Below are 21481 nucleotides of genomic sequence, written 5' to 3'. Positions count from 1 at the left end.
GATGGTGCAGGGACCGGACGCCGGTGCCGTGCTCAACCGGCTCTCGACGAGCGACGTCGACCGCGAGGTTGGCCGCCTGGTCTACACGCAGTGGCTGGATCACACCGGCGGCATCATGGCCGACCTCACTGTCACCAAGCTCGGCGACCAGAAGTACATGGTGATCGCGAGCGACGTGATCCACCGCCGGGTCGAACCGATGATCCGGCGCGCCACCCGATCGGATGAGATCGCCGTCGTCACGGACGTCACGTCCGGCGTGACGTTGCTGTCGATCCAGGGTCCGTCGTCGCGCGAGCTGATCTCGCGCCTGACCGACGCCGACCTCTCGAACGGCGCCTTTCCCTACCTGACCGCCCAGCAGATCCACGTCGGCTACGCGCCGGTCCTGGCCGCGCGGGTCACGTACGTCGGCGAGCTGGGGTGGGAGCTGCACATCCCGACCGAGTTCGCGACCGGCGTATACGACGACCTCTGCGAAGCCGGGGCCGATCTCGGCTTCCGGCCAGTGGGCCTCGCCGCGATGAACAGCCTGCGGTTGGAAAAGGGCTACCGGGACATGGGCGTCGACATCGACAACACCGACAACCCGATCGGGGCCGGCCTCGGGTTCACCGTGGCCTGGGACAAGCCGGACGGCTTCATCGGCCGCGACGCACTGCTCGCGGCGAAACAAGCCGGTCCGCCGCAGGACCGCGTCGTCAGCCTGATCGTCGACGACGCCGATGTCGACCTGTTCGGCAACGAGCCGTTGCTGCACAACGGCAAGTGGGTCGGCTACGTGCGGGCGGCCGCGTTCGGCCACACCCTCGGCGGCCCGGTCGGGCTGGCCCAGGTCCACCACGACGGTGGGGTGACCGGCGACTGGCTGGCCGAAGGCGGCTTCACCCTGCACACGCCGTCCGGCTCACTACCGGCCCGCCTGCAGATCCCGCCGCTCTACGACCCGAAACGCCTACGCATCCTCGCCGACTGAGGCGACGGCTACTCGGTGCTGGCGCTGCCGAACAGGCGGTCGCCGGCGTCACCGAGGCCGGGGACGATGTAGGCCTTTTCGTTCAGCCGTTCGTCGACCGCTGCGACCACGAGCGACACCCGGTCGTCCGGGAAGGCCGCCTCGACCCTGGCGATCCCCTCGGGCGCGGCGAGCAGGCACACACAGGTCACCGCCTCCGCAGCGCGCGCGAGCAGCGCCTCGACGACCGCGACCAGCGTGCCTCCGGTCGCCAGCATCGGGTCGAGCACGAAAACCGCCCGGCCGGCCGCGGTCTCCGGCAGTCGCTCGGCGTACCAGGACGGCAGCGCAGTCGTCTCGTCCCGCATCAGCCCGGCGAAGCCGACCTCGGCGTCCGGCAGCAGGCGGGTCAGGCCGTCCAGCATGCCGACGCCAGCACGCAGAACGGGAACGACGAGCGGCGGCGGCGAGGTCAACCGCACTCCTGTCGTCGGCGCGACCGGCGTGATGATGTCGACCTTCTCCACCGACACGCTCGTCGTCGCTTCGTACGCCAGCAGCGTGACCAGGTCGTCGACCAGCCGGCGGAAGGTAGGGGTGTCGGTGTTCACATCGCGCAGCGCGGTCAGCTTGGCCGCGACCACCGGGTGGTCGACAACGGTCACCCGCATCGCGTCATGACTCCTCGCCGATGTCCTCGTTCCACAGCTCCGGGCTGGCCGCGATGAACTCGCGCATCAGGGTCTTGCACTCGTCGTCGTCCGCGACGACCACCTCGACGCCCCGGCTGCGCAACAGGTCTTCGGCACCCATGAACGTGACGTTCTCACCGACCACCACCCGTGGGATGCCGTAGAGCAGCATCGCGCCGGTGCACATGTCGCACGGCGAGAGCGTGGTGTACATCGTCGCGCGGCGATAGACGCTCGCCGGCTGCCGCCCGGCGTTCTCCAGCGCGTTCGTTTCGCCGTGGTGGATCGCGCTGCCGTGCTGCACCCTGCGGTTGTGCCCGCCCGCGAGCAGCTGGCCGTCCGCGACGACGGCGGCACCGATCGGGATGCCACCCTCTGCCAGGCCGGTGCGCGCCTCGGCGATCGCGACGTCGAGCCAGTGCCGATCGTCGTCGGAAAGCGCCGCCACGTCAGTTCGGCAGCACGATCGGCTTGCGGCTGCGCTTCCCGAGTCCGGCCAAGACCAGGATGTAGTAGAGCACCGCCGTCAGCACGAACCCGACCTCGAAGGTCAGGTCGCCGATCTTCGGGTGGTGGGACGGGAAGTACGCCGTGAACCGCGGCGGCTGGTTGGCGAACAGCCCGATCGAGACCACCATCCCGACGACCATCGCGATCGGACCGGCGAGGTTCTCGTGCCGGTGGTTGTAGAGCTGGTCCGCGTGATTGCCCCGGTTGATCAGCTGGTCGACGAAGAACACTGCGAGCCACGGGCCGATCCAGTAGGCGATGATCAGCAGGAAGTTCTCGTACTTGTCGATGTTGTTCAGCCCGATCGCGGCGACGATGAAGCCGGCCACGCCGAACACGCCCGCGATCAGCGCCCGACGGAACTTCACCGGGATCCTGATGCCGAGCGTGGTGAACGACATCGCTCCCGAGTAGATGTTGAGCACGTTCGCGGCAACCGCGCCGACCGCGATCGCGAGCAGGACGAGGTCGCGCACGGCGGTCGGGTACGGCGAGGTGAAAGCCGCGGTCGGCGTGAGCGAGGACTTCGTTGCGATGGTCGCCGACACCGCCCCGACGAGCTCCAGGAAGATGCAGGACAGCGCGACTCCGAAGCCGCTCCACCAGGCGACCGCAGGCTTCGAGGTGTCGGGCGGCATGTAGCGCGCGTAGTCGGCGGCGTAGGGGTTCCATCCGCAGGCGTAGCCGAAGGTCGCGCCGACTGCGAGGGTGAACCCGCCGAAGCCGCCGGTGCCGTGCCCGCCGTAGTGGCCCTTCGAGAAGGTCCAGATCGCGCCAAGAATGAACGCGACCGCGAGCAGCGGAAACGCCACCCGCTCGAACACGTGCACCAGGTTGTGCCCGTAGAGCGCGATCGCGATCTGGGCGGCCGCGATGATCACCAGGCACGCGTACTTGTTGAGGTGCAGCAAGGTGTTGAGGGCGAGCGCACCGGACACGCTGTTGACCGCGAACCAGCCGATCCCGGCGATGATCGCATTGATGCCGGCCGGCACGGTGTTGCCCCAGTACCCAAAGGAGATCCGGGACAGGATCATCTGCGGGACGCCGTACTGCGGGCCGCGGGCGGACAGCGCTCCCTGGGTCACCGACCCGAGGACCGTGCCGAGCACGATCGCGCCGAGCGCCTGGGCCACGCTGAGCCCGAAGAACAGGACGCAGATCACTCCGACGAAGACCGTGGCGAACTCGAAGTTCGGCGACATCCAGACCCAGAACAGATGGCTCGGCTTGCCGTGCCGCTCGTTCAGCGGGATGAACTCGGCGCCGCCGGGCTCGACCACACCGACCTTGTCGCCGTACTCCCCTTCCCGGATCTCGGTGGTCGCGGTGACGGTCTCGCCGGAGTCCAACGTGGTCATGTGAGCTGCCCCTCGGAGTCGGTGAGGCGCATCGTAGGGCCTGCTGCACCCCTGCGCGAGACCCAACTCTGACGGCGCGCCGGAGGTAGTCGAAGTAGTGACGGGTGTGACTCGTGATGCAGGTCACACCGACTCTTCAGGTCCGGCTCAGGTCGGCGCGCGAAGGTACTGGCATGACCACGACGACACGCACCAACCGCCGCGCGAAGCCGGCCGAGACCCGGCGCGAGTCGCTGCTTGCAGACTTCACCGTGACCCCGATCCCGCCGGAGGTCCGCCGCCGCGCGGCGCTCGCAGTGTGCCATCGTGCCTCGACCGTCGAGGAGGCGCGCGAGCTGCTCGACGCGCTCGGCCTGCTCGACGTGACGTTGCAAGGCGCTGCCTGATCCCACGCGAACGGCGCATTCCCGGGGCTTGATCCCGGCGCTACGGTCAGGAAACAGCCGACGCCGGAGGCGACCATGACCGTGCCCGCGCCCACGTCCCCCGACCACGACTCCGCTCCATCGGCGCTGCGCGCCGACCTCGTTCTCGAAGGGGGTGGCGTCAAGGGAATCGGCCTGGTCGGGGCGGTCATCACGCTGTCCGACGCCGGTTGGACCTTCCCGAGAGTGGCGGGCACGAGCGCGGGAGCGATCTGCGCGGCACTGGTCGCGGCGCTGCAACGGGCCGGACGCCCGATGAGCGAGCTGCAGACGATCATGCAGCAGATCGACTACGCCGCGTTCATGCGCGGGGACTGGGCCGAGCGCCATCTCGGCCGGGTCGGCCAGGCCGGTCATCTCGTCCTGCACATGGGCGTCTACGACGGTGACTACCTGGTCGAGTGGCTCGGCGGCGTCCTGTCCTCGATCGGCGTCACGACCTTCGCCGACCTGCGGATGGACGACCCGGGCAGCTCGTTGCCGGAGGCCTGCCGCTACTCCCTCGTCGTGCACACCGCCGACATCACCCGGAACAAGCTGGCCCGCCTCCCGTGGGACTACCCGGAGTACGGCGTGACCGTCGACTCCACCCGAATCGTCGACGCGGTTCGCGCGTCGATGTCGATCCCGTTCTTCTTCGACCCGGTGCGCTTCGAGGCCCCCGCACACAACGACGGCGTCGACAGCTACGCCGCCGGCCCGGTGACCTGGGTCGACGGCGGCCTGCTCTCGAACTTCCCGGTGGAGGTCTTCGACCGCAGCGACGGGCTGCCCAGCCGGTGGCCGACGATCGGCGTGAAGCTCTCGGCCGGCGCTCCGACACCGGTGGAGAAGCACAACCCGAAGGACGCCCTGCAGGAGGCGATCGCCTGCGTGCGCACGGCGCTGGACAACGCCGGGCGCTTCTACATCCCCCCGGACAAGGCCGCCCGGACGATCTTCGTGGACAGCTTCGGGCTGGCCGCGACCGACTTCCACCTCAGCCCTGAGCAGCAGCAACAGCTCTACTCGAGCGGCGTGGGTGCGGCAACGGCGTACCTCGGGCGGTTGGCGCCCGCACAAACACCCGCCCGCAGCTAAGCAAACCGCCCTAAACCGCCGGTCCGGATTGGTAAGGTCAGGGCGCGTATCGGCAATTCCCACGACCAGGTCGGTGGCGACCGCCACGGCGAGGAATGGAGACGCGTGCCCGGCCGCACCGCCAGCCCTCAGCTGGTGCCGACCGATGTCACGGACGAGCAGAAGTACTGGTACTTCGGCTCGCAGCGGCGATGGTTCATCGTCGCCCGGTTCGTCGCTTTCATCGGTCTGATCATCAGCCTGAGCCGGTTCGGGTTCCAGGACCCGCACGTGAGCCTCATGGTCGTGGTCGTCCTGGGCATGACCACCGTCGCGCTGGTCGGCGTGTACTGCTCGACCCGGCCACGCCGGCTGAGCCAGACCGACCACGAAGAGCGCGTTCTTTTGTGGGCACCCGACTACTACCCGTCCGTCGATGTGTTCCTTCCCAGTGCGGGCGAGCCGCTCGAGGTGCTCGAGAACACCTACCGCCACGTCGCGGCTCTCGACTATTCGGGCCTGGTCGAGGTGTACGTGCTCGACGACTCCGGGCGCGGCATCGTGCGCGACCTCGCGACCCGCTATGGCTTCCGCTACCTGAGCCGGCCGGACCGCGGGCGGCTGAAGAAGGCCGGCAACCTGGCCTACGGCTACGCCAACTCCGACGGCGAAGTCATCACGGTGCTGGACGCGGACTTCGCCCCCCGTCCTGAGTACCTGCTCGAGCTGATGCCGTACCTCGACGACTCCGAGATCGGCATCGTGCAGTCCCCCCAGTTCTTCGACACGCACGTCAACGACCGCTGGGTGCAGCGGTCCGCCGGGGCGGTGCAAGAGCTGTTCTACCGCTGGACGCAGCCGTCGCGCGACGCGATCGGCGCGCCGATCTGCGTCGGAACCTGTGCGCTCTACCGCCGCGAGGGCCTCGTGCGCGCCGGCGGGTTCGCGCAGATCGCGCACTCGGAGGACGTCCACACCGGCGTCGCGCTCATGCGCGCCGGGTACGCCGTCCGCTACGTGCCGGTCATCCTCGCGAAAGGGCTGTGCCCGGACGGGCTGCCGCCGTTCGTCTCGCAGCAGTACCGCTGGTGTGCGGGCTCGATGGCGTTGATGCTCAACTCGGGCTTTCGCACGATGGGCCTGACCTGGCGGCAGCGGCTGTGCTTCTGGAGCGGGTTCGGCTACTACCTGTCGACCGCGCTCAGCGCCTTCACCGCGTTCATCCCGCCGGTCTTCCTGCTCTGGCAGCACCCGGACGCGATCCACGCGCGCAACTACCTGTTGCTGCTTCCGCTGGTCTTCGCCTACCCGTTGATCTTCTGGACCTACCGCGGGCGCTGGGACTTCAGCGTGCTGCGCATCCAGCTCGCGCAGTACTTCTCGCACGCGGTCGCGATCTGGGACACCTGGCGTGGTGACACCTCGGAGTGGGTCGCGACCGGAGCCGTCGGGCGCAGCCCGCTCGGAATGCGCATCGGCTGGCTCATGGCGAGCTGGCTCGCGGCCGTCCAGGTGCTGCTGTGGACCGGCATCGTGCGCGACCTGAGCACCGGAGCGGCGACGATCAGGTCGCTGTACCCGATGGTGATCGTGGCCGGGTTCGCGCTCTACGTCCAGGTTCCGTTGATCGCCGAAGCGGTCAAACACCGCCCGCAGCTGCGACTGAGGACCGCGGCATGACCGGCGGCACGGCAGAGGTGCGCTCGTGAGCATCGACGTCCCACCTCCGCCGACGCTGACCGTGCCACTGCCCCGCCCGGCGCGGACGGGGGTGCTGGCCGATCGGCATACTCCTCGACCGCGGCGGGAGACGCGGTTCGACCGGTGGATGGCCCGGGCGATGACCAGCCAGATCATCTGGCTGGCTCCGGTTCTCGTCACTCAGGCATGGTTCGCGTTCCGGCTCAACAACAGCCTCGAGCAGGACGAGGCGCTCTACGTGACCGCGGGCCACCAGCTCATCGCGCACATCCTGCACGGCACCCGAGCGCCGGACTTCGGCTCCTACTTCTCCGGCGTACCCGCCGCGTACGCCATACCGGCTGCTGTGCTCGATCACCTCGGCGGCGTGATGCTGGTGCACGCGACGAACACCGTCATCGGGCTGACCGCCTCGGTCTTCGTCTACCTCGCCACCCGCAGGCTGTTCGGCCATGGCGCGGCGTTGGTCGCGGCCGCCGTGTTCGGGCTGAACCCGGCGACGCTGTTCGTGTCACGATTCGCGAGCTTCGACGCACCTAGCTTGCTGCTGCTAGCGGTCGCTCTGTACCTCGCCGTACGCGTATCGGACGGCCGGCGCTACGCGATCGCCCTCGGTCCTTGCCTCACACTCGCCGCGGCAGAGAAGTACTTCGCGCTCGCCTTCGTCCCGAGCGTGATCATCATTGCCTTTCTGGCCGCCGCCAAGCGCACGGATCCGGCGTCGGCCATGCGCAGGGTCGCGCTGGCAATCGGCTCTCTGGTCGTCTGTTGCGGAATCGGCGCGCTGATGCTCGATCCTGCGGACTGGCAGGGAATGCGCTCGACCTCGCTGGATCGCACCACCTTGCTGCCCGAAGGCCGACTCACGCTGCTTCGCGACTGCACTCACTACATCGGCGCGCTGGCTCTCGCCGGCGCGATCGGCGTGCTCCTGGTTCGGCGGAGGCGGGCAGTTCTCGGCGTGGTCCTGCTCGCGACCTCGTTGATCCCTCCTGTCGTCCAGATCCGGTTCTCCGAGTCGGCTTCCCTGCACAAGAACATGGCGTTCGGCGTGCTGTTCCTCGCACCCCTTGTAGGCGTCACCGGGATGGCGCTGCTCCGCCGCGGCCGCTACCTCGGAGTGCGCGCGGCGACCGCGCTCGTGTGCGCGGTCCTGCTGCTGAGCTCGGGGGTGGGCACTTCACAGGCGATGGTGAACGGCTGGCCGAACTCGAACCGCATCATGCTGGTGCTCGCGCACTACGTCCGCCCCGGCACCCAGAAGTACCTGGTCGACGACAGCATGATCCCGGCGTACTACCTGTCCGGCCTGACCAGCTACCGCCAGTGGGAGTCCACGTACGACGTACAGTTCGAGGGCCCGCACGGTGCGCAGGTGATGCAGGACCAGCTCGCGAACGGGAAATATGCGCTGTTCCTGTACCGGGACGATGGCGCGACGATCGCGCTAGACCGACAAATGTTGACAATCCTCCGCAGCCGCTACACCTTGGTAGCCAAAGTGCCGTTTTCAACGGCAGGCGGAAACCACTACTGGTACCTCTGGCGGGCGGAGCTGCCGCGATGATGTCGACGCTGTCGGTTCGCCGTGCCGTGATCACGGCCGCCGTCGCGACCGGCGTGCTGGGCGCCGCGGGTTGCGCCAGCGTGACGCCGGGTTCGATCGCCGCCGCGCACGTGCACTACATCCCTGCCGACAACCCGAACTTCAAGATCAACAAGAGCCGCCTGCTGCACCCGAAGAAGAAGTACTTCGGCATCTCGCTGGCCGGCGTACCCCAGTCGGTGACGTCTCCGATCGACACCATCAAGAACGAGGTGGGCAAGCGCCCGAACCTCGACATGTACTACATGGACTGGGGCACCGCGGCCCATGCCGAAGCGGGTGTGCCCAACTTCGACCCCGGCGCGGCGGAGAACGCGTGTGCCGCGGGCATGCTGCCCATGCTCACCTGGGAGTCCTGGGATACGACCGATACCAACGCAACGCAGGGTGTCGCGTACACGCAGCAGGCGTTCTCGATGAACAGGATCATCGACGGCGACTTCGACGCCTACATCAAGAAGACCGCGCAGGCGATCGCCTCGATCGGCTGCCCGCTGGCCCTGCGCTTCGACCAGGAGCCGAACGGCTACTGGTACCCGTGGGGCGTCACGAACCCGACCGAGAAGCCGCTCTCCGACTCGATCAAGCAGAAGGCAGCGCTCTACGTCCGGATGTGGCGGCACGTCCACCAGATCTTCACCGCCGCGCACGCCACCAACGTGCTGTGGGTGTGGAGCCCGAACATCCAGAGCGCGAACGGCGCGAAGCTGGTCACGTTCAAGCAGCTCTACCCCGGGCCGTCCTGGGTCGACTGGGTCGGCATCGATGGCTACTACAACACTCCGCAGCGGACCTTCTCGACGTTGTTCGGGTCGACCATCCAGCAGCTCATCCCGGTCGCTCCGCACAAACCATGGATGCTCGCCGAGACCGGCGTCGGATCCAGCAGCCGCAAGCCGTGGCAGATCAAGAACCTGCTGGACTCGATCGCGAAGGCGAAGCGGTTCAACGGCTTGGTCTACTTCGAGCAGCACAAGAGCACTGACCGCAGCTTCTGGCCGTTCAACGACCCGGCGCATCCGAACAGTCTCCCGGCGTTCAAGAAGGGCATCGACCAGAAGGTGTACGCCTCCGGCAAGCCCGGCGATGCGTGGTATCTGAAGTAGCTCCTGCCGATGGCCGGCTCGACCCGGCAAGCGATCCCGCACGTCCTGTGGTCGAACCATCGGCAGGACGCACCCACCGGATCCTTTCCGCGCTTGCAGCAGCATCGATCCTCGCCGGCCTGCGTACGGTCTGGCTGCACACCACGACCGACTCCGCGGGTCTGGGCCTGGTGGTCTCCCTGGGGTACGCCGGCCTGCTGACCGCGGTGGTGGTCTCTCTGGTCGCCCGCCGGCGCCGCACGCTGGTGTGGGTCGACCAAAGCGTGCTACTGATCGCGATCTGCATCGAAGCCGTTCAGTTCCCGCGCTTCACCAGTACGTCGTACCGCTATCCCGGCGACGAGGGCATTCTCACCTGGCACGCCATCGATGTCCTCCGGCATGGTCACGACCCGTACCGCTACCACTGGGCCGGCGCGGTCGCGCAGGTCCCCACGCAGCTGATGAACGGCAGGGTCGTCGACCGCTTCGTCTACCCACCGGTCAGTGCGGTGCTCGGCGCCGGACTCGACCACGTCTCGACCAACCTGGGAACCCCGTCGGTGCTCGCTGGCCTGGCGTTGATCGCCACCGCGCTGGTGCTGTTCCTGGCCTTCCCGGTGCCGCTCCGTCCGTTGGCGGTTCTCGTCGTGTTCGGCATCGCCTTCGAGACCGCGCGGGCGGTGTCCGGCGCTCCCGGCATCATCGCGGTGCCGCTCCTCGCCGGCGCACTGTGGCGATGGCCCCAGATCGCCAGGGGCGGGCGGCTCGGCACGGGCGGCGTGGTCCGGGCGCTGTGCCTCGGCCTCGCGCTCGCGACCTACCAGCTGTCCTGGTTCCTGCTGCCGTTCGTGGCGGTCGCGCTCTGGCGGGTGCGCCGCGACGGGCTCGCCAGCCGGCCCGCCGCCCTCGCGGTCCTTCGGTACGTCGCGATCGCGGTCGCCGTGTTCGCGGTCGTCAATGCGCCGTTCGCGATCGCCGGCTTCAGCGACTGGTGGCATGGCCTCACCGGAGTTCTCACCGAACACGCCCTGATCTACGGGCCCGGCATCGCGATGATCAGCGGCAACCTGTTGCCCGGCAGCGGCGCGCTCGACTTCTTCACCTATGCCGCGGCACTCGCCTACCTGGCCCTGCTCGTCGCGGTCGCCGCCGTTCCGGCTCGACTGGCGGCCGCATCGGTGGTGCTGCCGATCGTGGTCTTCTGGCTGGCGATCCGTTCGGAGGATACCTACTACGTGGTGTTCGCCCCGCTGTGGGTGCTCGCGGTCGTCACCGCTACGGAGACCGACTTCTCGGGTGCGCGCCCGCTCTCGTTCCTTGCCCGACTCGATCGGCGTTGGAAAATGGGGCTGCTCGGCGCCTCGATCTCGGCAGTCGTGGCCTGCCTGGCGACGGCACTGGCGACGCCGAGCCCGCTGCAGATGACCGTGGTCTCGCGGGCGAGCGTCGTATCGGCGCGCACCGGCGCCGCCGGGCCGCTACAGACCATCGGTGTTCTCGTTCACAACCGGTCCACGCACATCGTGCGGCCGAGCTTCCTGCTGCTCGGTGACGCTGCGCTCGGCGAGTTCTGGACCGTCCAGCAGGGCCCGGCTGAGCTGCGGCCTGGCCAGAGCGCGACCTACCAGCTGCGCAACCCGGATCGCGGCTTCGAACCCCCCGCGAGAGCCCGGTTACGCCTCGAGGCCGTCTCTGACCACCCGCAGACGCTGAGCTCGGTCGGGATCAGTCGGTGAGGTCGGGGATGTCGACGCCGGCCACCCCGGGCTGCTTGTTGAGGCACTCGGTCAGCAGCGCCAGGTCCTTGTCGTTGGCGTGATCGATCCGCCATCGGACGTCGCCGACCTGGTCGGAGACCAGCGTGCTCTTCGTGAGCGGCTCGGGGTTGGCGTTGGGCGCTGCGTGGGCGCACGCCTGAAGCGCATGCACATGGTCCGAGGCGGGCGCTCCCTGGTTGAAGTAGACGACCAGCTCCTGCTTGTCCAGCGACGAGGTGTTGCACCCGGCGAGCAGCGGCACGAGGACAGCGCCGAGCGCCACCACCGCCGCGCGCCGCAGCCTCATCGCGATCTCCTACCCGCCACGACCGCCGGATCGGCCGAGTCGTGAGCTTCTGACCCCAGCACGAGGTTACTGTCAGGCCTGTGACGACGAACAACCACGAGCCGATCGAGAGCTACGCAATCCTCGGCGACCTGCACACCGCCGCCCTGGTCAGCCGCCGCGGCGCGATCGACTGGCTGTCCTTCCCGCACTTCGACTCCGGCGCCTGCTTCGCTGCGCTGCTCGGCGATCCTGACCACAGCACGTGGCAGATCGCCCCGGTCGGCGGCCCGGAGTGCACCCGCCGTCGCTACCGCGGCGAGACGATGATCCTCGAGACCGAGTGGGAAACCGCCGGTGGCGTGGTCAGGCTGATCGACTTCATGCCGCCACGGGGCGAGGCCCCGGACGTGATCCGGATCGTCGAGGGCGTCTCGGGCACGGTGGAGATGGAAGCCACCATCCGGGTGCGCTTCGACTACGGCTCGATCGTGCCGTGGGTACGCCGCATGGACGGGCACCTGCGAATGATCGCCGGCCCGGACTCGGTCTGCGTGCGCACGCCGATCACGCTGCACGCCAAGGACCTGGCGCATTCCGGACCGTTCACGATCTCGGGCGGGGACCGGGTCCCATTCGTCCTGACCTGGCAGGCCTCGCACCTGCCCACGCCCAAGCCGGTCGATGCCGAGGAGGCTCTGCGCGACACCGAGACCGCCTGGATCGAGTGGGTCGCGCACTGCCACTACGACGGCGAGTGGCGCGACGCCGTGATCCGCTCGCTCGCCGTACTGAAGGCCCTCACCTATGCCCCGACCGGGGGCGTGGTCGCGGCCGCGACCACCTCGCTGCCGGAGGCCATCGGCGGCGAGCGCAACTGGGACTACCGGTACTGCTGGCTGCGCGACGCGACGATGACGCTCCAAGCGCTCCTTTATGCCGGCTGCACCGACGAGGCGAAGGCCTGGCGCGAGTGGCTGCTCCGGGCGGTCGCCGGCGATCCCAAGAAGATGCAGATCATGTACGGCATCCAGGGCGAGCGGCGGCTGACCGAGTTCGAGCTGCCCTGGCTGACCGGCTACGAGGGGTCGACGCCGGTACGGGTCGGTAACGAGGCCTCGGGGCAGTTCCAGCTCGACGTCTACGGCGAGCTGCTCGACGCTCTGCACCTGGACCGCACCGCAGGCCTGAGCGCGCACGACAACTCGTGGTCGTTGCAGCGCGCGGTGCTCGACCAGCTCGAGAGCGAATGGGCGCAGCCGGACCAGTCATTGTGGGAGATGCGCGGCGACCCGCGGCACTTCGTGCACAGCAAGGTCATGGCCTGGGTGGGTTTCGACCGGGCGGTGCTCGCCGTCGAGAAGTTCGGTCTCAGCGGCCTGGTCGAGAAGTGGCGCGGGATCCGCGACAGCATCCACGAAGAGGTCTGCCGCGAGGGGTACGACGCCGACCGCGGGACGTTCACGCAGTCCTACGGCTCGAAGTCGCTCGACGCGGCGACCCTGCTGATCCCCCAGGTCGGCTTCCTGCCCCCCGACGACCCACGCGTCATCGGCACCGTCGACACGATCGCGCGCGAGCTCACCCACGACGGCTTCGTGCTCCGCTACGACACCAGCGCGGCTGGCGACGGCCTGCGCGGCACCGAGGGCGCGTTCCTGGCCTGCACGCTCTGGCTCGCCGACGACCTGCATCTGATCGGCCGGGACCGCGAGGCACGCGAGCTGTTCGAGCGCGTCCTGGACCTGCGCAACGACGTCGGGCTGCTGTCCGAGGAGTGGGACCCGGTCCACAAGCGCCAGCTCGGCAACACGCCGCAGGCGTTCAGCCACGTCCCGCTCGTCAACACGGCACGCGCACTTTCGACGACCGGCGCCAAGGTCGGACGCGTCTCGCGGCGGCATCCGCATCACCACGCGTCGTACGGCACTGGATAGGCTCGCCTCGATAGGCTTGCAGCGGACCCACTGACAGCACCGGAGAGCGACGTGAGCACCGAGACCAAGTTCGTCTTCGTGATGGCCGGGCTCAGCGTGTTCGTGCTGATCGTCGGGACGTTCATCGCTTCGAAGCTGTCGACCGCCCCGCCGCGCGTGATCCGGACCGTCTGGCCGATCGTGGCCGCGCTGACCGGAGCCTGCTACGCCACCGTGGTCTACATCGCGCGGCTGCACGTCAAGGGGTGACGTCCCCCCGTTACACGCTCGCGCGCTCTGCGGGCTCCCTCGCCGCCGGCCTGTCCCGGCTGACCGGGCGGGGGGCGGGTACGACGGTCGGCGGCCGGATCACCTTGCTGCTCGATCCCGATGCCCTCGCCCGGGCCGCCGCCGGCCGGTCCTTCGCCCTGGTCAGCGGGACCAACGGCAAGACCACCACCCGCACGTTCCTGGTCGCGGCATTGCGCACGCGCGGGCCGGTGGTGAGCAACAGCGGCGGCGCCAACCTGCCGACCGGGATCACGGCCGCGCTCTCGGCCGACCGGATCGCCGCGGACGGCGTCCTGGAGGTGGACGAGCCGTTCCTGCCGAGAGTGGCCGCGGCCGTCCACCCGCGGGCGCTCGTGCTGCTCAACCTCAGCCGCGACCAGCTCGATCGGTACGCCGAGGTGCGGCGGCTGGCCGGCATCTGGCGGGCCGCGCTCGAGTCGCCGCAGGCGCCGACCGTCGTCGCGAACTGTGACGACCCGCTCGTGGTCTGGGCCGCCTCGCCGGCCGAGCACACGATCTGGGTGGCCGCCGGCGAACGCTGGCACAGCGACGCCGCCGCGTGTCCGGCCTGCGGCGGCGTGGTCCGCCGCGACCACACGGGCTGGAGCAGCGACTGCGGGCTGTCCAGGCCCGCACCGGACTGGGTCGTCGACGGGGACGAGGTCATCGACACGAGCGGCGCCCGCCACCGGGTGCACCTGTCCCTGCCCGGGGCGGTCAACGTCGGCAACGCCGCGATGGCGGCGGCCGCCGCCGGACTGTGGGGCGTCGGTCCGGCCGCCGCACTCGCTGCCATGAGCGCGATCGCCGAGGTCGAGGGCCGCTACCTCACAACGACGTACGCCGGCGTGCCGAGCCGGCTGCTGCTCGCGAAGAACCCGGCGGGCTGGTCCGAGGCGCTGACGATGCTCCCCGACACCGAGGTCGGCGTGGTCGTCGCGGTCAACGCGCGGGCTGCGGACGGCCGTGACCCGTCGTGGCTCTGGGATGTGCCGTTCGAGCAGCTGGCAGGCCGGGTCGCGGTCGCGACCGGCGAACGGTCCCGTGACGTCGCGGTCCGGCTGCGCTATGCGGGCGTCGAGCACACGCGGGTCGAGGACCCCGAGGCCGCCGTCCGTTCTGCCGGGCGGGTGGGTCCGGTCGAGGTGCTCGCCAACTACACCGCCTTCCAGACCTATCGCCGGCTGGCCCACGATGGCTGACCCGGTACGCATCGGCCTCCTGTACCCGTCGCTGCTCGGGACCTACGGGGACGGCGGCAACGCCCTCGTGCTCGAGCGGCGGCTGCGGTGGCGAGGGATCGACGCCGAGACGGTCCGGGTCGAGATCGACGACCATGTCCCCGAGGAGCTCGACCTCTACGTGCTCGGCGGCGGCGAGGACAGTGCACAAACCCTGGCGGTGAGCCGGCTCGGTAACGGCGTACTGTCCCGGGCTGTGGCGGCGGCCAAGCCGGTGTTCGCGGTCTGCGCCGGCTTCCAGATCCTCGGTGAGACGTTTCTCGACGGCACCGGAGAGGTGTACGCCGGCCTCGGCCTGATCGACTGCCGCACCGACCGGCTGCCCGGCGCCCGCGCCGTCGGTGAGCTGCTCGGCCAGGCGGGCGACGACGGCATCGGCACGGTTACGGGCTACGAGAACCACGGCGGCCGGACCGTCCTCGGCGCCGCGGCCCGGCCGTTCGCCGCCGTGCGGTCCGGCGTGGGGAACGGTGACGGGGACATCGACGGGGCGATCCAGGGCAGCGTGGTCGCGACCTACCTGCACGGCCCGGCGCTGGCCCGCAACCCCGCGCTCGCCGACCACCTGCTGATGGCGGTCTGCGGCCCGCTGCCCGCACTCGACGACGTCGAGGAGCACGAGCTACGCCGGGAACGCCTCGCCGCGCTCCGTCGCGCCAAGCTTGCGCGCTGGCGGCGCCAGTGGCGGCCGGCCGCCAGGAGCCGCTGACCAGCAAGGGTCGGCGACGCCGCCACCGACGATCGCCAGCAGGCCGGTGAGTGCGGCGAACTGCGCGATCACGATGCCCGAGTCGTTCGTGGCCGTCCCGACCACCGCGAGCAGGGTGATCGCGATGGCAGCGGCGCGCAGGCCGGGCACCCGCCGCAGGACCGCACCGCACTGGGCGCGAAAGACGATCGCGACGATCAGGAGGACGGCTACCGACCCGGTTACGGCAACGTCGCCGAAGGAGTGCAGGTTGGAGTACAGCTTGCGGTGGATCGTTCGGCCGGCGCCGCCGTGCAAGACCTCGCCGGCGAAAATGCCGATCTGGGTGCGATCGGCCGCGGGCCTGGAGTAGTCCGCAGCGGCGACGAGTACGGCGAGCACGACCGCGACCACGACGGTGATCGCCACCCGCTTTGCCGTGAACCGGATGCCGGACAGCAGGGCGAGGAGCAGAGCGAAACAGATCGGCAGCGACAGCAGGCCGCCGAAGTCGTCTCCCCAGCGCGGAGCGGCGTCGGCGGCACACGTGACGAGGCCGATCGCCAGGGCAGCGAGAAGCCCGGCACGGACCCGGCCGCGCTCAGCGAGCGCCGCACCGGCGAGCCCGGCGCAGAGCAGGGCAGCCGCGCCGAGAGCGGCGAATGCGACGTTGCCCATCCCGTGGAAGCGTCCGGCGACCGTAGCGAGGTTGCCCAGCGGGCTCGACGCCTGAAGCGGGGAGCCGACGAGCTCGTCGACCGCGAGAACCACGGCGGTGACCGCGGGCACGACCGCGACCGCCGCGACGGCCGACCAGCGGGCGGCGGCGGCGATCAGCGCGGCGAATGCGAGCAGCACGATGCCGAGCAACAGCGGATACCAAGCGAGCCCCGGCCGCCACCACGGACCGACCTGAAGCAGCCAGCTGGCGATCGGGATCCCGACCGCGAGCCGGCTCAGCCAGATGGCCGCCTCTGACCACGGGCGGGCGCGTCGCCACCACGCCAGCACGAGCAGGGCGAGCACGACCATCCCGGCAACGCCGAGCGCGATCCGCAGCGGGTTGTCGAGCCGGCGCGCCGCCAGGTCGTGGCGGTTGGCGTCGACGAAGGCGGCCGCGGATGGGACGGCGTGCGAGGTGTCGTGGACCGGCCGCCCGATCATCGTCGTCGGTATCGACAGCCCGAGCCTGGAGAGGACGGTCGGCGCGAGGTCGATCAGCTGGACGAACCGCGAGCGAGTGCTGCCCGAGCCGAGCTCCACGTGCCGCCAGCCCGGCCCATGCACGATGAGCACGTGCAGGTTCGGGCCGCCGACCGGCCCGTCGCTCGTGCCCGCCACGAGCACCGTCGCGGTCGGCGGCACGGTCGCGAGCTGGCCGGCCAGGGCGGCATCGAGGCGGGCATCTGCCGCAACCCGGCCGGCTGGGTCCGACGTGTACAGCTCGGGATCGAGCACGGCCACGACCTCGGCCCGCCCGATTGCCGTTGCCAGGTCGGTCGTGACCAGCCCGACGCGTCCGGCGGAGTCGGCCAGCAGCAGTGCGGCGCCAGGACCAACCGCTGCGGTCGACACGTGCGACGACTTCAGCGCATCGCCGAGCGCGGCGATGTCCGCGCCGTACCGGTCGTTGCGAAGCTTGGCCAGCAACGCGGCCCGGCTGGCCGCTGACAGCGTGCAGCTGGTCGCTCCCCCGGCGTCCGCACGGTTGCCGGCAGCGAACGTGAGGCTGCCGTCCGCACAGCGCGATGCGGTCGGCTCGCCACGGACCGAGAGATCGCCGACCGAGGACCCAGCGGCGTACCGCGACAGGACCGGAAGGTGCGCAAGGTCTCGCCACTGCAGGTCGGGTACGGCGATGACCACCACCTGCCGTTGCGGCGCCGGCTGTGCGGCCGCAGCAGGTGCATCCAGGAACGGCACCAGCGCGGCAACCGCAAGCATCGGTCCGATCAGGAGCCGCGCAGCGGCCCGGGGCATGCGCTCAGGCCTCGTCGGGAACGACCTCGACCGGCCCGAGCCCGGCGGCATCCAGCTCGCCGGCGAACCCGTTGGCATCGCCGACAACGACGGTTACCAGGTCCGCGGGTCGAAGCCGGCCGGCCGCGCTGGCGTCCAGCTCTTCCTTCCGCACGTCGAGGACCCTCGCGCGCAACCGGTCGAAGTGGTCGTCGGGGAAGTCGTTGATCACGAGATCACCGAGGCCGCCTGCCACCGCGTTGACCGCGGCGAAGTTGATCGGGAAGACCCCGGCCCGGTACGCGCGGGCTTGTTCGAGCTCCTCCTCTTCGACGCCACCGTCGTGGAGGCGTTCGATCTCCGCGACCATGTCGGCGATCGCCGGGATGGTCACGTCGCTCTGTACGGCGGCGCGGGCGGCGAACAGCCCACCGTGCTTGCGGGTGTCGAAACCGCAGTGCGCGCCGTACGCGTAACCCTTCTCCTCGCGGATCTTCATGTTGAGCCGGGAGGAGAACATCCCGCCGAGCACGAGCGACATCGTGGTCATCGCCACGTAGTCGTCGATCTTGCGCGGCGGGCCGTCGTGCCCGAGCAGCAGCATCGACTGCACCGAGCCAGGGCGGTCGACCACAACGACCCGCCGGCCGGTTTGCCTGGGCGAGACGTCGGGAGCCGCAGGCGCCGGGTCGGCGTCCGGCCAGCCGGCGAAGACACGATGCCCGAGCGCCTCGACGTCGACCGCCTCGAGGTCGCCGACCAGGATCAGGGTTGCCGTTGACGGGCCGAGCCGGGCGGCCCTGAAGCCGCGGATGTCGTCGTTCGAGATCGACTCGAGGGAGGCGATGTCGCCACCGTCCGAGAGGTGGTAGCGGCTGGCGTCGGCGAACACCTCTCCGGCGAGCGCCTCGCCGGCCCGCGCAGCAGGCTGGCTGAGCTCGATGCTTACCTCGTCGATGCGCTCGTCGCGGATCCGGTCGAGCGTGCCGTCCGCGAAGACCGCGTCGCGCACGGCGGCGGCGAGCAAGTCGGTCGCCGCGGCGATCTCACCGACCGGGACCTCGAACCCGCACCGCAGCGAGTCCCAGTCCGAAGCGGCCCGCCAGCTTGCACCCAGCCGCTCGCCGGCAACCGCGAACTCATACGCGTCGAGATCGGGAGTGCCCTCCGACAACGCGCGTGCGACCAGCTCGGCGACTCCCTCGTGGCCGGTCCGTTCGGAGCTCGCGCCTGCGTCCATGACCAGCGACGTCACCCCTAGCGCGCGACCGGGCAAGTGACACGTGATCACCCGTCCGCCCGCGATCTCATGCCGCTCGAACGCCGGGAAGCTCCACGGCCTTGGGCTTCCGACCGAGGGCCGTGAGCTGATCAACGTCACGCTGCCGCCTCTTGCTCGTCCGCGAGATCGGGCACGAAGGTCACGACCGCCCGGTTGTCCGGGCTCATGACCTCGGCGGTCACCCTGCGCACGTCGCGGGCGGTCACGGCCAGCCAGGCCGGCAGCGCGTTGTTGATCAGCCCCGGGTCGCCGAGCAGGGTCGCGTACTGGCTGAAGGTGTCCGCCCGGCCGTCGGCGCTCGCCAGGTGGTGCAGCCACTGGCTCGTGATCAGCGCCTTGGCCCGCTCGACCTCCTCGTCGCTGACCTCGTCGGCGAGCCGCGCAACCTCCTGGTGGTAGGCCGCCTCGAGCGCACCGATCTCTACTCCCTCGCGGGCCGGTAGGTCGGCAATGGTCAAGGTCGCTCCGCCGATGAACGGCCAGCTGTCCACGATCGCCGAGTCCGACGGCTGCAGCAGCTGCCGGTCGAGCACGAGCGCCTTGTACAACCGGCTTCCCCGCCCGCCACCGAGCACCGTCGATGCCACCTGCACCGCGTCGAACTCCGCGGTCCCGAACGGCGCGGTGCGGTAGGCGACGAACACGCGCGGAACCGGCACCCGGTCGGGAACGGTACGGCGTAGCTCGCCACCGAGGCGTGGCGCGATCGCGGTCGGCGGCGGCGTCGGAAAGCCGCCCTTCGCGGGGATGCCGCCGAAGTAGCGCTCGGCGAGCAGGATCGCCTCGGATGTCTCGACATCACCCACGATCGTGAGCACCGCGTTGTCGGGGGCGTACCACGTCTCGTAGAACGACCGCGCGTCCTCCAGAGACGCCGCGTCGAGATCCGCCATCGACCCGATCGTCGTGTGGTGGTACGGGTGGTCGGTCGGATAACACAGCTCGTGCAGGTGCTCGAGCCACGACCCGTACGGCTGGTTGTCCCGCGTCTGGCGCTTCTCGTTCTTCACCACGTCGCGCTGGTTGTCGAGGTTGGGCTGGTCGAGGGAGTGCAGCAGACCGCCCATCCGGTCCGCTTCGAGCCACAGCGCGGTCGCCAGGTGGTGCGCCGGCAGCGTCTCGTAGTAGTTCGTGCGGTCGCACCACGTGGTCCCGTTCAGAGTGCCGCCGGCCGCGTTGACGATCGAGAAGTGCTCTCCTCGCTTGACGTTCGCTGACCCCTGGAACATGAGGTGTTCGAACAGGTGCGCAAAGCCGGTGCGGCCGGGCTGCTCGTGCCGGGAGCCGACGTCGTACCAGATGTTGACCGCCACCACGGGGGCAAGATGGTCCTCGTTGACGATGACGCGCAGCCCGTTGCCGAGCCGGTGTTCGGTGTGCGGGTAGTCGACGCTCGGAGCCACCCGGCCAGCATATTGGCGCACCCATGGCGAAAGTGGGACGCTGGCGCGGCGATCGGAGGCTCCCGGTGACCACTGAGCTGAACAGCGACGCCGCCGTCGCCGCGGTCCCGCCTCGCAGGCGCCGAACCTGGCCGCGCATCGCGATGTGCATGCTCGTCCTGGCGCTGTTCGGCGCTGGGATTGCAGCTGTCGTGTACGCGCGCACCTACCAACCGCTCTCCGGTGCGGTGGGTGGCGGGTTCGGTCCGGCCACGTCGACAGTGGCCGCGATCTCGGATGGGATCGAGGACACGAACTACATCCTCGTCGGGCCTACCGGCACCACCGGTGTTGTGAGCTACACCATCGGCAACGTCGGACGGTTTGCGGTCAGGATCCTGGGCCTGAGCCCTCAGGGGTCGTACGGCGTCACCGGGGTCAGATGGTCCGACGAGTCCGAGCACAACCCCGGCAACGGAGCGGCCCTCGGGTTGGTGAGCGAGTCGCACAGCTTCCCGATGACCCTGCAACCCAACGAAACGATCTTCCTTCAGGTGTCGGTACGGAAGTTCGACTGCGTGAACGGAGGCGCGCCGTTGGTCTCCGGTGTGGCGCTCCGGTGGACCGCACTCCATGTGCGCCATGTGTGGACGCTCCGTCTCCAAAGCGCCACGGTGGGAGGTCCGGACGGCGCCGACGTTCCCATCGTTCTTTGCCCTTCGAGGTCAGCGCTCGCGCACATCGATGCGCGATGAGCAACCACGCGCGACGGCGGTATGCCGGGCACGTCGAGGAGTTCGACTCCGACACGGGCTTCTGGCATCGGCTGCGCAAGATGGTCCGCTCCGCACCGGGTCCGGTTGCGGTGGGCTTTGCCGGCTCGACCGTCGAAGCCGAGCTGATGGTCGGCTACCTGCGCAGCCAGGGCATCCACGCGGTGAGCTCGTCCGACGACGCGGGCGGGGTCGAACCCGCCCTGCAGACCAGCTCGGGCGTCCGGGTGCTCGTACCGCACCGCCAGCACGCCGAGGCGCGGCGGGCGCTCGAGGAGCGGAAGTAGCCGGGTCTAGTTGATCTGGCGGTCGCGGCCGGCCCAGTACGGGTCGCGAAGCCGGAACTTCTGCACCTTGCCGGTCGCCGTTCGCGGGATGACCTCGACGAAGTCGATCGACGTCGGCGCCTTGTAGCCGGCGATCTTGCTCTTGCAGTAGGCGATCAGCTCCGCCTCGGTCGTCGTCGAGTCAGCGGTTCGCACGACGATCGCCTTGATCGTCTCCCCCCA

21 protein-coding genes are annotated in these 21481 nt (G+C 69.7%); 13 read left to right on the top strand and 8 right to left on the bottom strand.

Annotated features, from left to right (window positions below; translation table 11 throughout):
* A partial coding sequence (locus VME70_13485; protein ID HTW21212.1) for an aminomethyltransferase family protein occupies window positions 1-976 on the top strand: 976 nt, incomplete at its 5' end.
* Between the two features lie 8 nt (window positions 977-984).
* Here VME70_13485 and upp read toward each other — a convergent pair.
* Genes upp through VME70_13470 form a run of 3 tightly spaced genes read right to left on the bottom strand, consistent with a single transcriptional unit; the run spans window position 985 to window position 3518 of the window.
* Window positions 985-1626 carry a uracil phosphoribosyltransferase gene (upp, locus tag VME70_13480; protein HTW21211.1) on the bottom strand — a complete coding sequence of 214 codons (642 nt, stop codon included), beginning with the start codon at window positions 1624-1626 and terminating at the stop codon, window positions 985-987.
* Between the two features lie 4 nt (window positions 1627-1630).
* Window positions 1631-2095 (bottom strand): nucleoside deaminase, encoded by a 465-nt coding sequence (locus tag VME70_13475; GenBank protein HTW21210.1) that lies wholly within the window; start codon window positions 2093-2095, stop codon window positions 1631-1633.
* Window position 2096: 1 nt separating this feature from the next.
* On the bottom strand, window positions 2097-3518 hold the full coding sequence (locus VME70_13470; protein HTW21209.1) for a cytosine permease: 1422 nt from the start codon (window positions 3516-3518) through the stop codon (window positions 2097-2099).
* A gap of 173 nt (window positions 3519-3691) precedes the next feature.
* On the opposite strand from VME70_13470, the gene VME70_13465 reads away from it, so the two are divergent.
* From VME70_13465 to VME70_13440, 6 genes are all read left to right on the top strand, one after another.
* Window positions 3692-3904: a hypothetical protein gene (locus VME70_13465; GenBank protein ID HTW21208.1), complete on the top strand. Its 213-nt coding sequence runs from the start codon at window positions 3692-3694 to the stop codon at window positions 3902-3904.
* 75 nt (window positions 3905-3979) lie between these two features.
* A complete protein-coding gene (locus VME70_13460) occupies window positions 3980-5023 on the top strand; it encodes a patatin-like phospholipase family protein (GenBank protein ID HTW21207.1) in 1044 nt (347 codons plus the stop codon).
* Window positions 5024-5128: 105 nt separating this feature from the next.
* Window positions 5129-6682, top strand: a complete 1554-nt coding sequence (locus VME70_13455; protein ID HTW21206.1) for a glycosyltransferase — start codon at window positions 5129-5131, stop codon at window positions 6680-6682.
* A 25-nt stretch (window positions 6683-6707) separates the two neighbouring features.
* A complete protein-coding gene (locus VME70_13450; protein ID HTW21205.1) occupies window positions 6708-8270 on the top strand; it encodes a glycosyltransferase family 39 protein in 1563 nt (520 codons plus the stop codon).
* A complete protein-coding gene (locus VME70_13445) occupies window positions 8267-9415 on the top strand; it encodes a glycosyl hydrolase (protein ID HTW21204.1) in 1149 nt (382 codons plus the stop codon). Before VME70_13450 ends, VME70_13445 begins: the two co-directional genes overlap by 4 nt.
* A 47-nt stretch (window positions 9416-9462) precedes the next feature.
* Window positions 9463-11133 (top strand): hypothetical protein, encoded by a 1671-nt coding sequence (locus tag VME70_13440; protein ID HTW21203.1) that lies wholly within the window; start codon window positions 9463-9465, stop codon window positions 11131-11133.
* On the opposite strand, the gene VME70_13435 is transcribed toward VME70_13440, so the two are convergent.
* Window positions 11123-11461 (bottom strand): hypothetical protein, encoded by a 339-nt coding sequence (locus VME70_13435; protein HTW21202.1) that lies wholly within the window; start codon window positions 11459-11461, stop codon window positions 11123-11125. The two genes, VME70_13440 and VME70_13435, sit on opposite strands and share 11 nt — an antisense overlap.
* An 80-nt stretch (window positions 11462-11541) precedes the next feature.
* On the opposite strand from VME70_13435, the gene VME70_13430 reads away from it, so the two are divergent.
* The 4 genes from VME70_13430 to VME70_13415 are packed head-to-tail and all read left to right on the top strand — an operon-like array spanning window position 11542 to window position 15597.
* Window positions 11542-13377 carry a glycoside hydrolase family 15 protein gene (locus VME70_13430; protein ID HTW21201.1) on the top strand — a complete coding sequence of 612 codons (1836 nt, stop codon included), beginning with the start codon at window positions 11542-11544 and terminating at the stop codon, window positions 13375-13377.
* Window positions 13378-13428: 51 nt separating this feature from the next.
* Window positions 13429-13626: a hypothetical protein gene (locus tag VME70_13425; GenBank protein ID HTW21200.1), complete on the top strand. Its 198-nt coding sequence runs from the start codon at window positions 13429-13431 to the stop codon at window positions 13624-13626.
* Window positions 13623-14849 carry a MurT ligase domain-containing protein gene (locus VME70_13420; protein ID HTW21199.1) on the top strand — a complete coding sequence of 409 codons (1227 nt, stop codon included), beginning with the start codon at window positions 13623-13625 and terminating at the stop codon, window positions 14847-14849. Before VME70_13425 ends, VME70_13420 begins: the two co-directional genes overlap by 4 nt.
* Window positions 14842-15597, top strand: a complete 756-nt coding sequence (locus VME70_13415; GenBank protein HTW21198.1) for a glutamine amidotransferase — start codon at window positions 14842-14844, stop codon at window positions 15595-15597. The genes VME70_13420 and VME70_13415 overlap by 8 nt, the downstream gene beginning before the upstream one ends.
* Here the strand turns inward: VME70_13415 and VME70_13410 are convergent.
* From VME70_13410 to VME70_13400, 3 genes are read right to left on the bottom strand one after another with little or no spacing between them, the layout of a single operon-like run.
* Entirely contained in the window at window positions 15511-17556 is a 2046-nt protein-coding gene (locus VME70_13410; protein HTW21197.1) for a hypothetical protein, read from the bottom strand. The genes VME70_13415 and VME70_13410 overlap by 87 nt on opposite strands.
* Window positions 17557-17560: 4 nt before the next feature.
* Complete coding sequence (locus VME70_13405; protein ID HTW21196.1) at window positions 17561-18916, bottom strand: pitrilysin family protein; 1356 nt, start codon at window positions 18914-18916, stop codon at window positions 17561-17563.
* Window positions 18913-20220 (bottom strand): pitrilysin family protein, encoded by a 1308-nt coding sequence (locus tag VME70_13400; GenBank protein ID HTW21195.1) that lies wholly within the window; start codon window positions 20218-20220, stop codon window positions 18913-18915. Before VME70_13400 ends, VME70_13405 begins: the two co-directional genes overlap by 4 nt.
* A 65-nt stretch (window positions 20221-20285) precedes the next feature.
* Between VME70_13400 and VME70_13395 the strand changes: the two genes are divergently transcribed.
* Both VME70_13395 and VME70_13390 read left to right on the top strand, forming a co-directional pair.
* Window positions 20286-20954: a hypothetical protein gene (locus tag VME70_13395; GenBank protein ID HTW21194.1), complete on the top strand. Its 669-nt coding sequence runs from the start codon at window positions 20286-20288 to the stop codon at window positions 20952-20954.
* Entirely contained in the window at window positions 20951-21259 is a 309-nt protein-coding gene (locus tag VME70_13390) for a DUF2007 domain-containing protein (GenBank protein ID HTW21193.1), read from the top strand. The genes VME70_13395 and VME70_13390 overlap by 4 nt, the downstream gene beginning before the upstream one ends.
* 6 nt (window positions 21260-21265) lie before the next feature.
* Here the strand turns inward: VME70_13390 and VME70_13385 are convergent.
* Window positions 21266-21481: AMP-dependent synthetase (locus VME70_13385; GenBank protein HTW21192.1), on the bottom strand; the 216-nt coding region annotated here is incomplete at its 5' end.

It is taken from the genome of Mycobacteriales bacterium (assembly GCA_035504215.1).
GTDB lineage: Bacteria > Actinomycetota > Actinomycetes > JAFAQI01 > JAFAQI01 > DATAUK01.
Note: the sequence above shows the minus strand (reverse complement) of the source record. Positions and strands in the feature narration are given on the sequence as shown.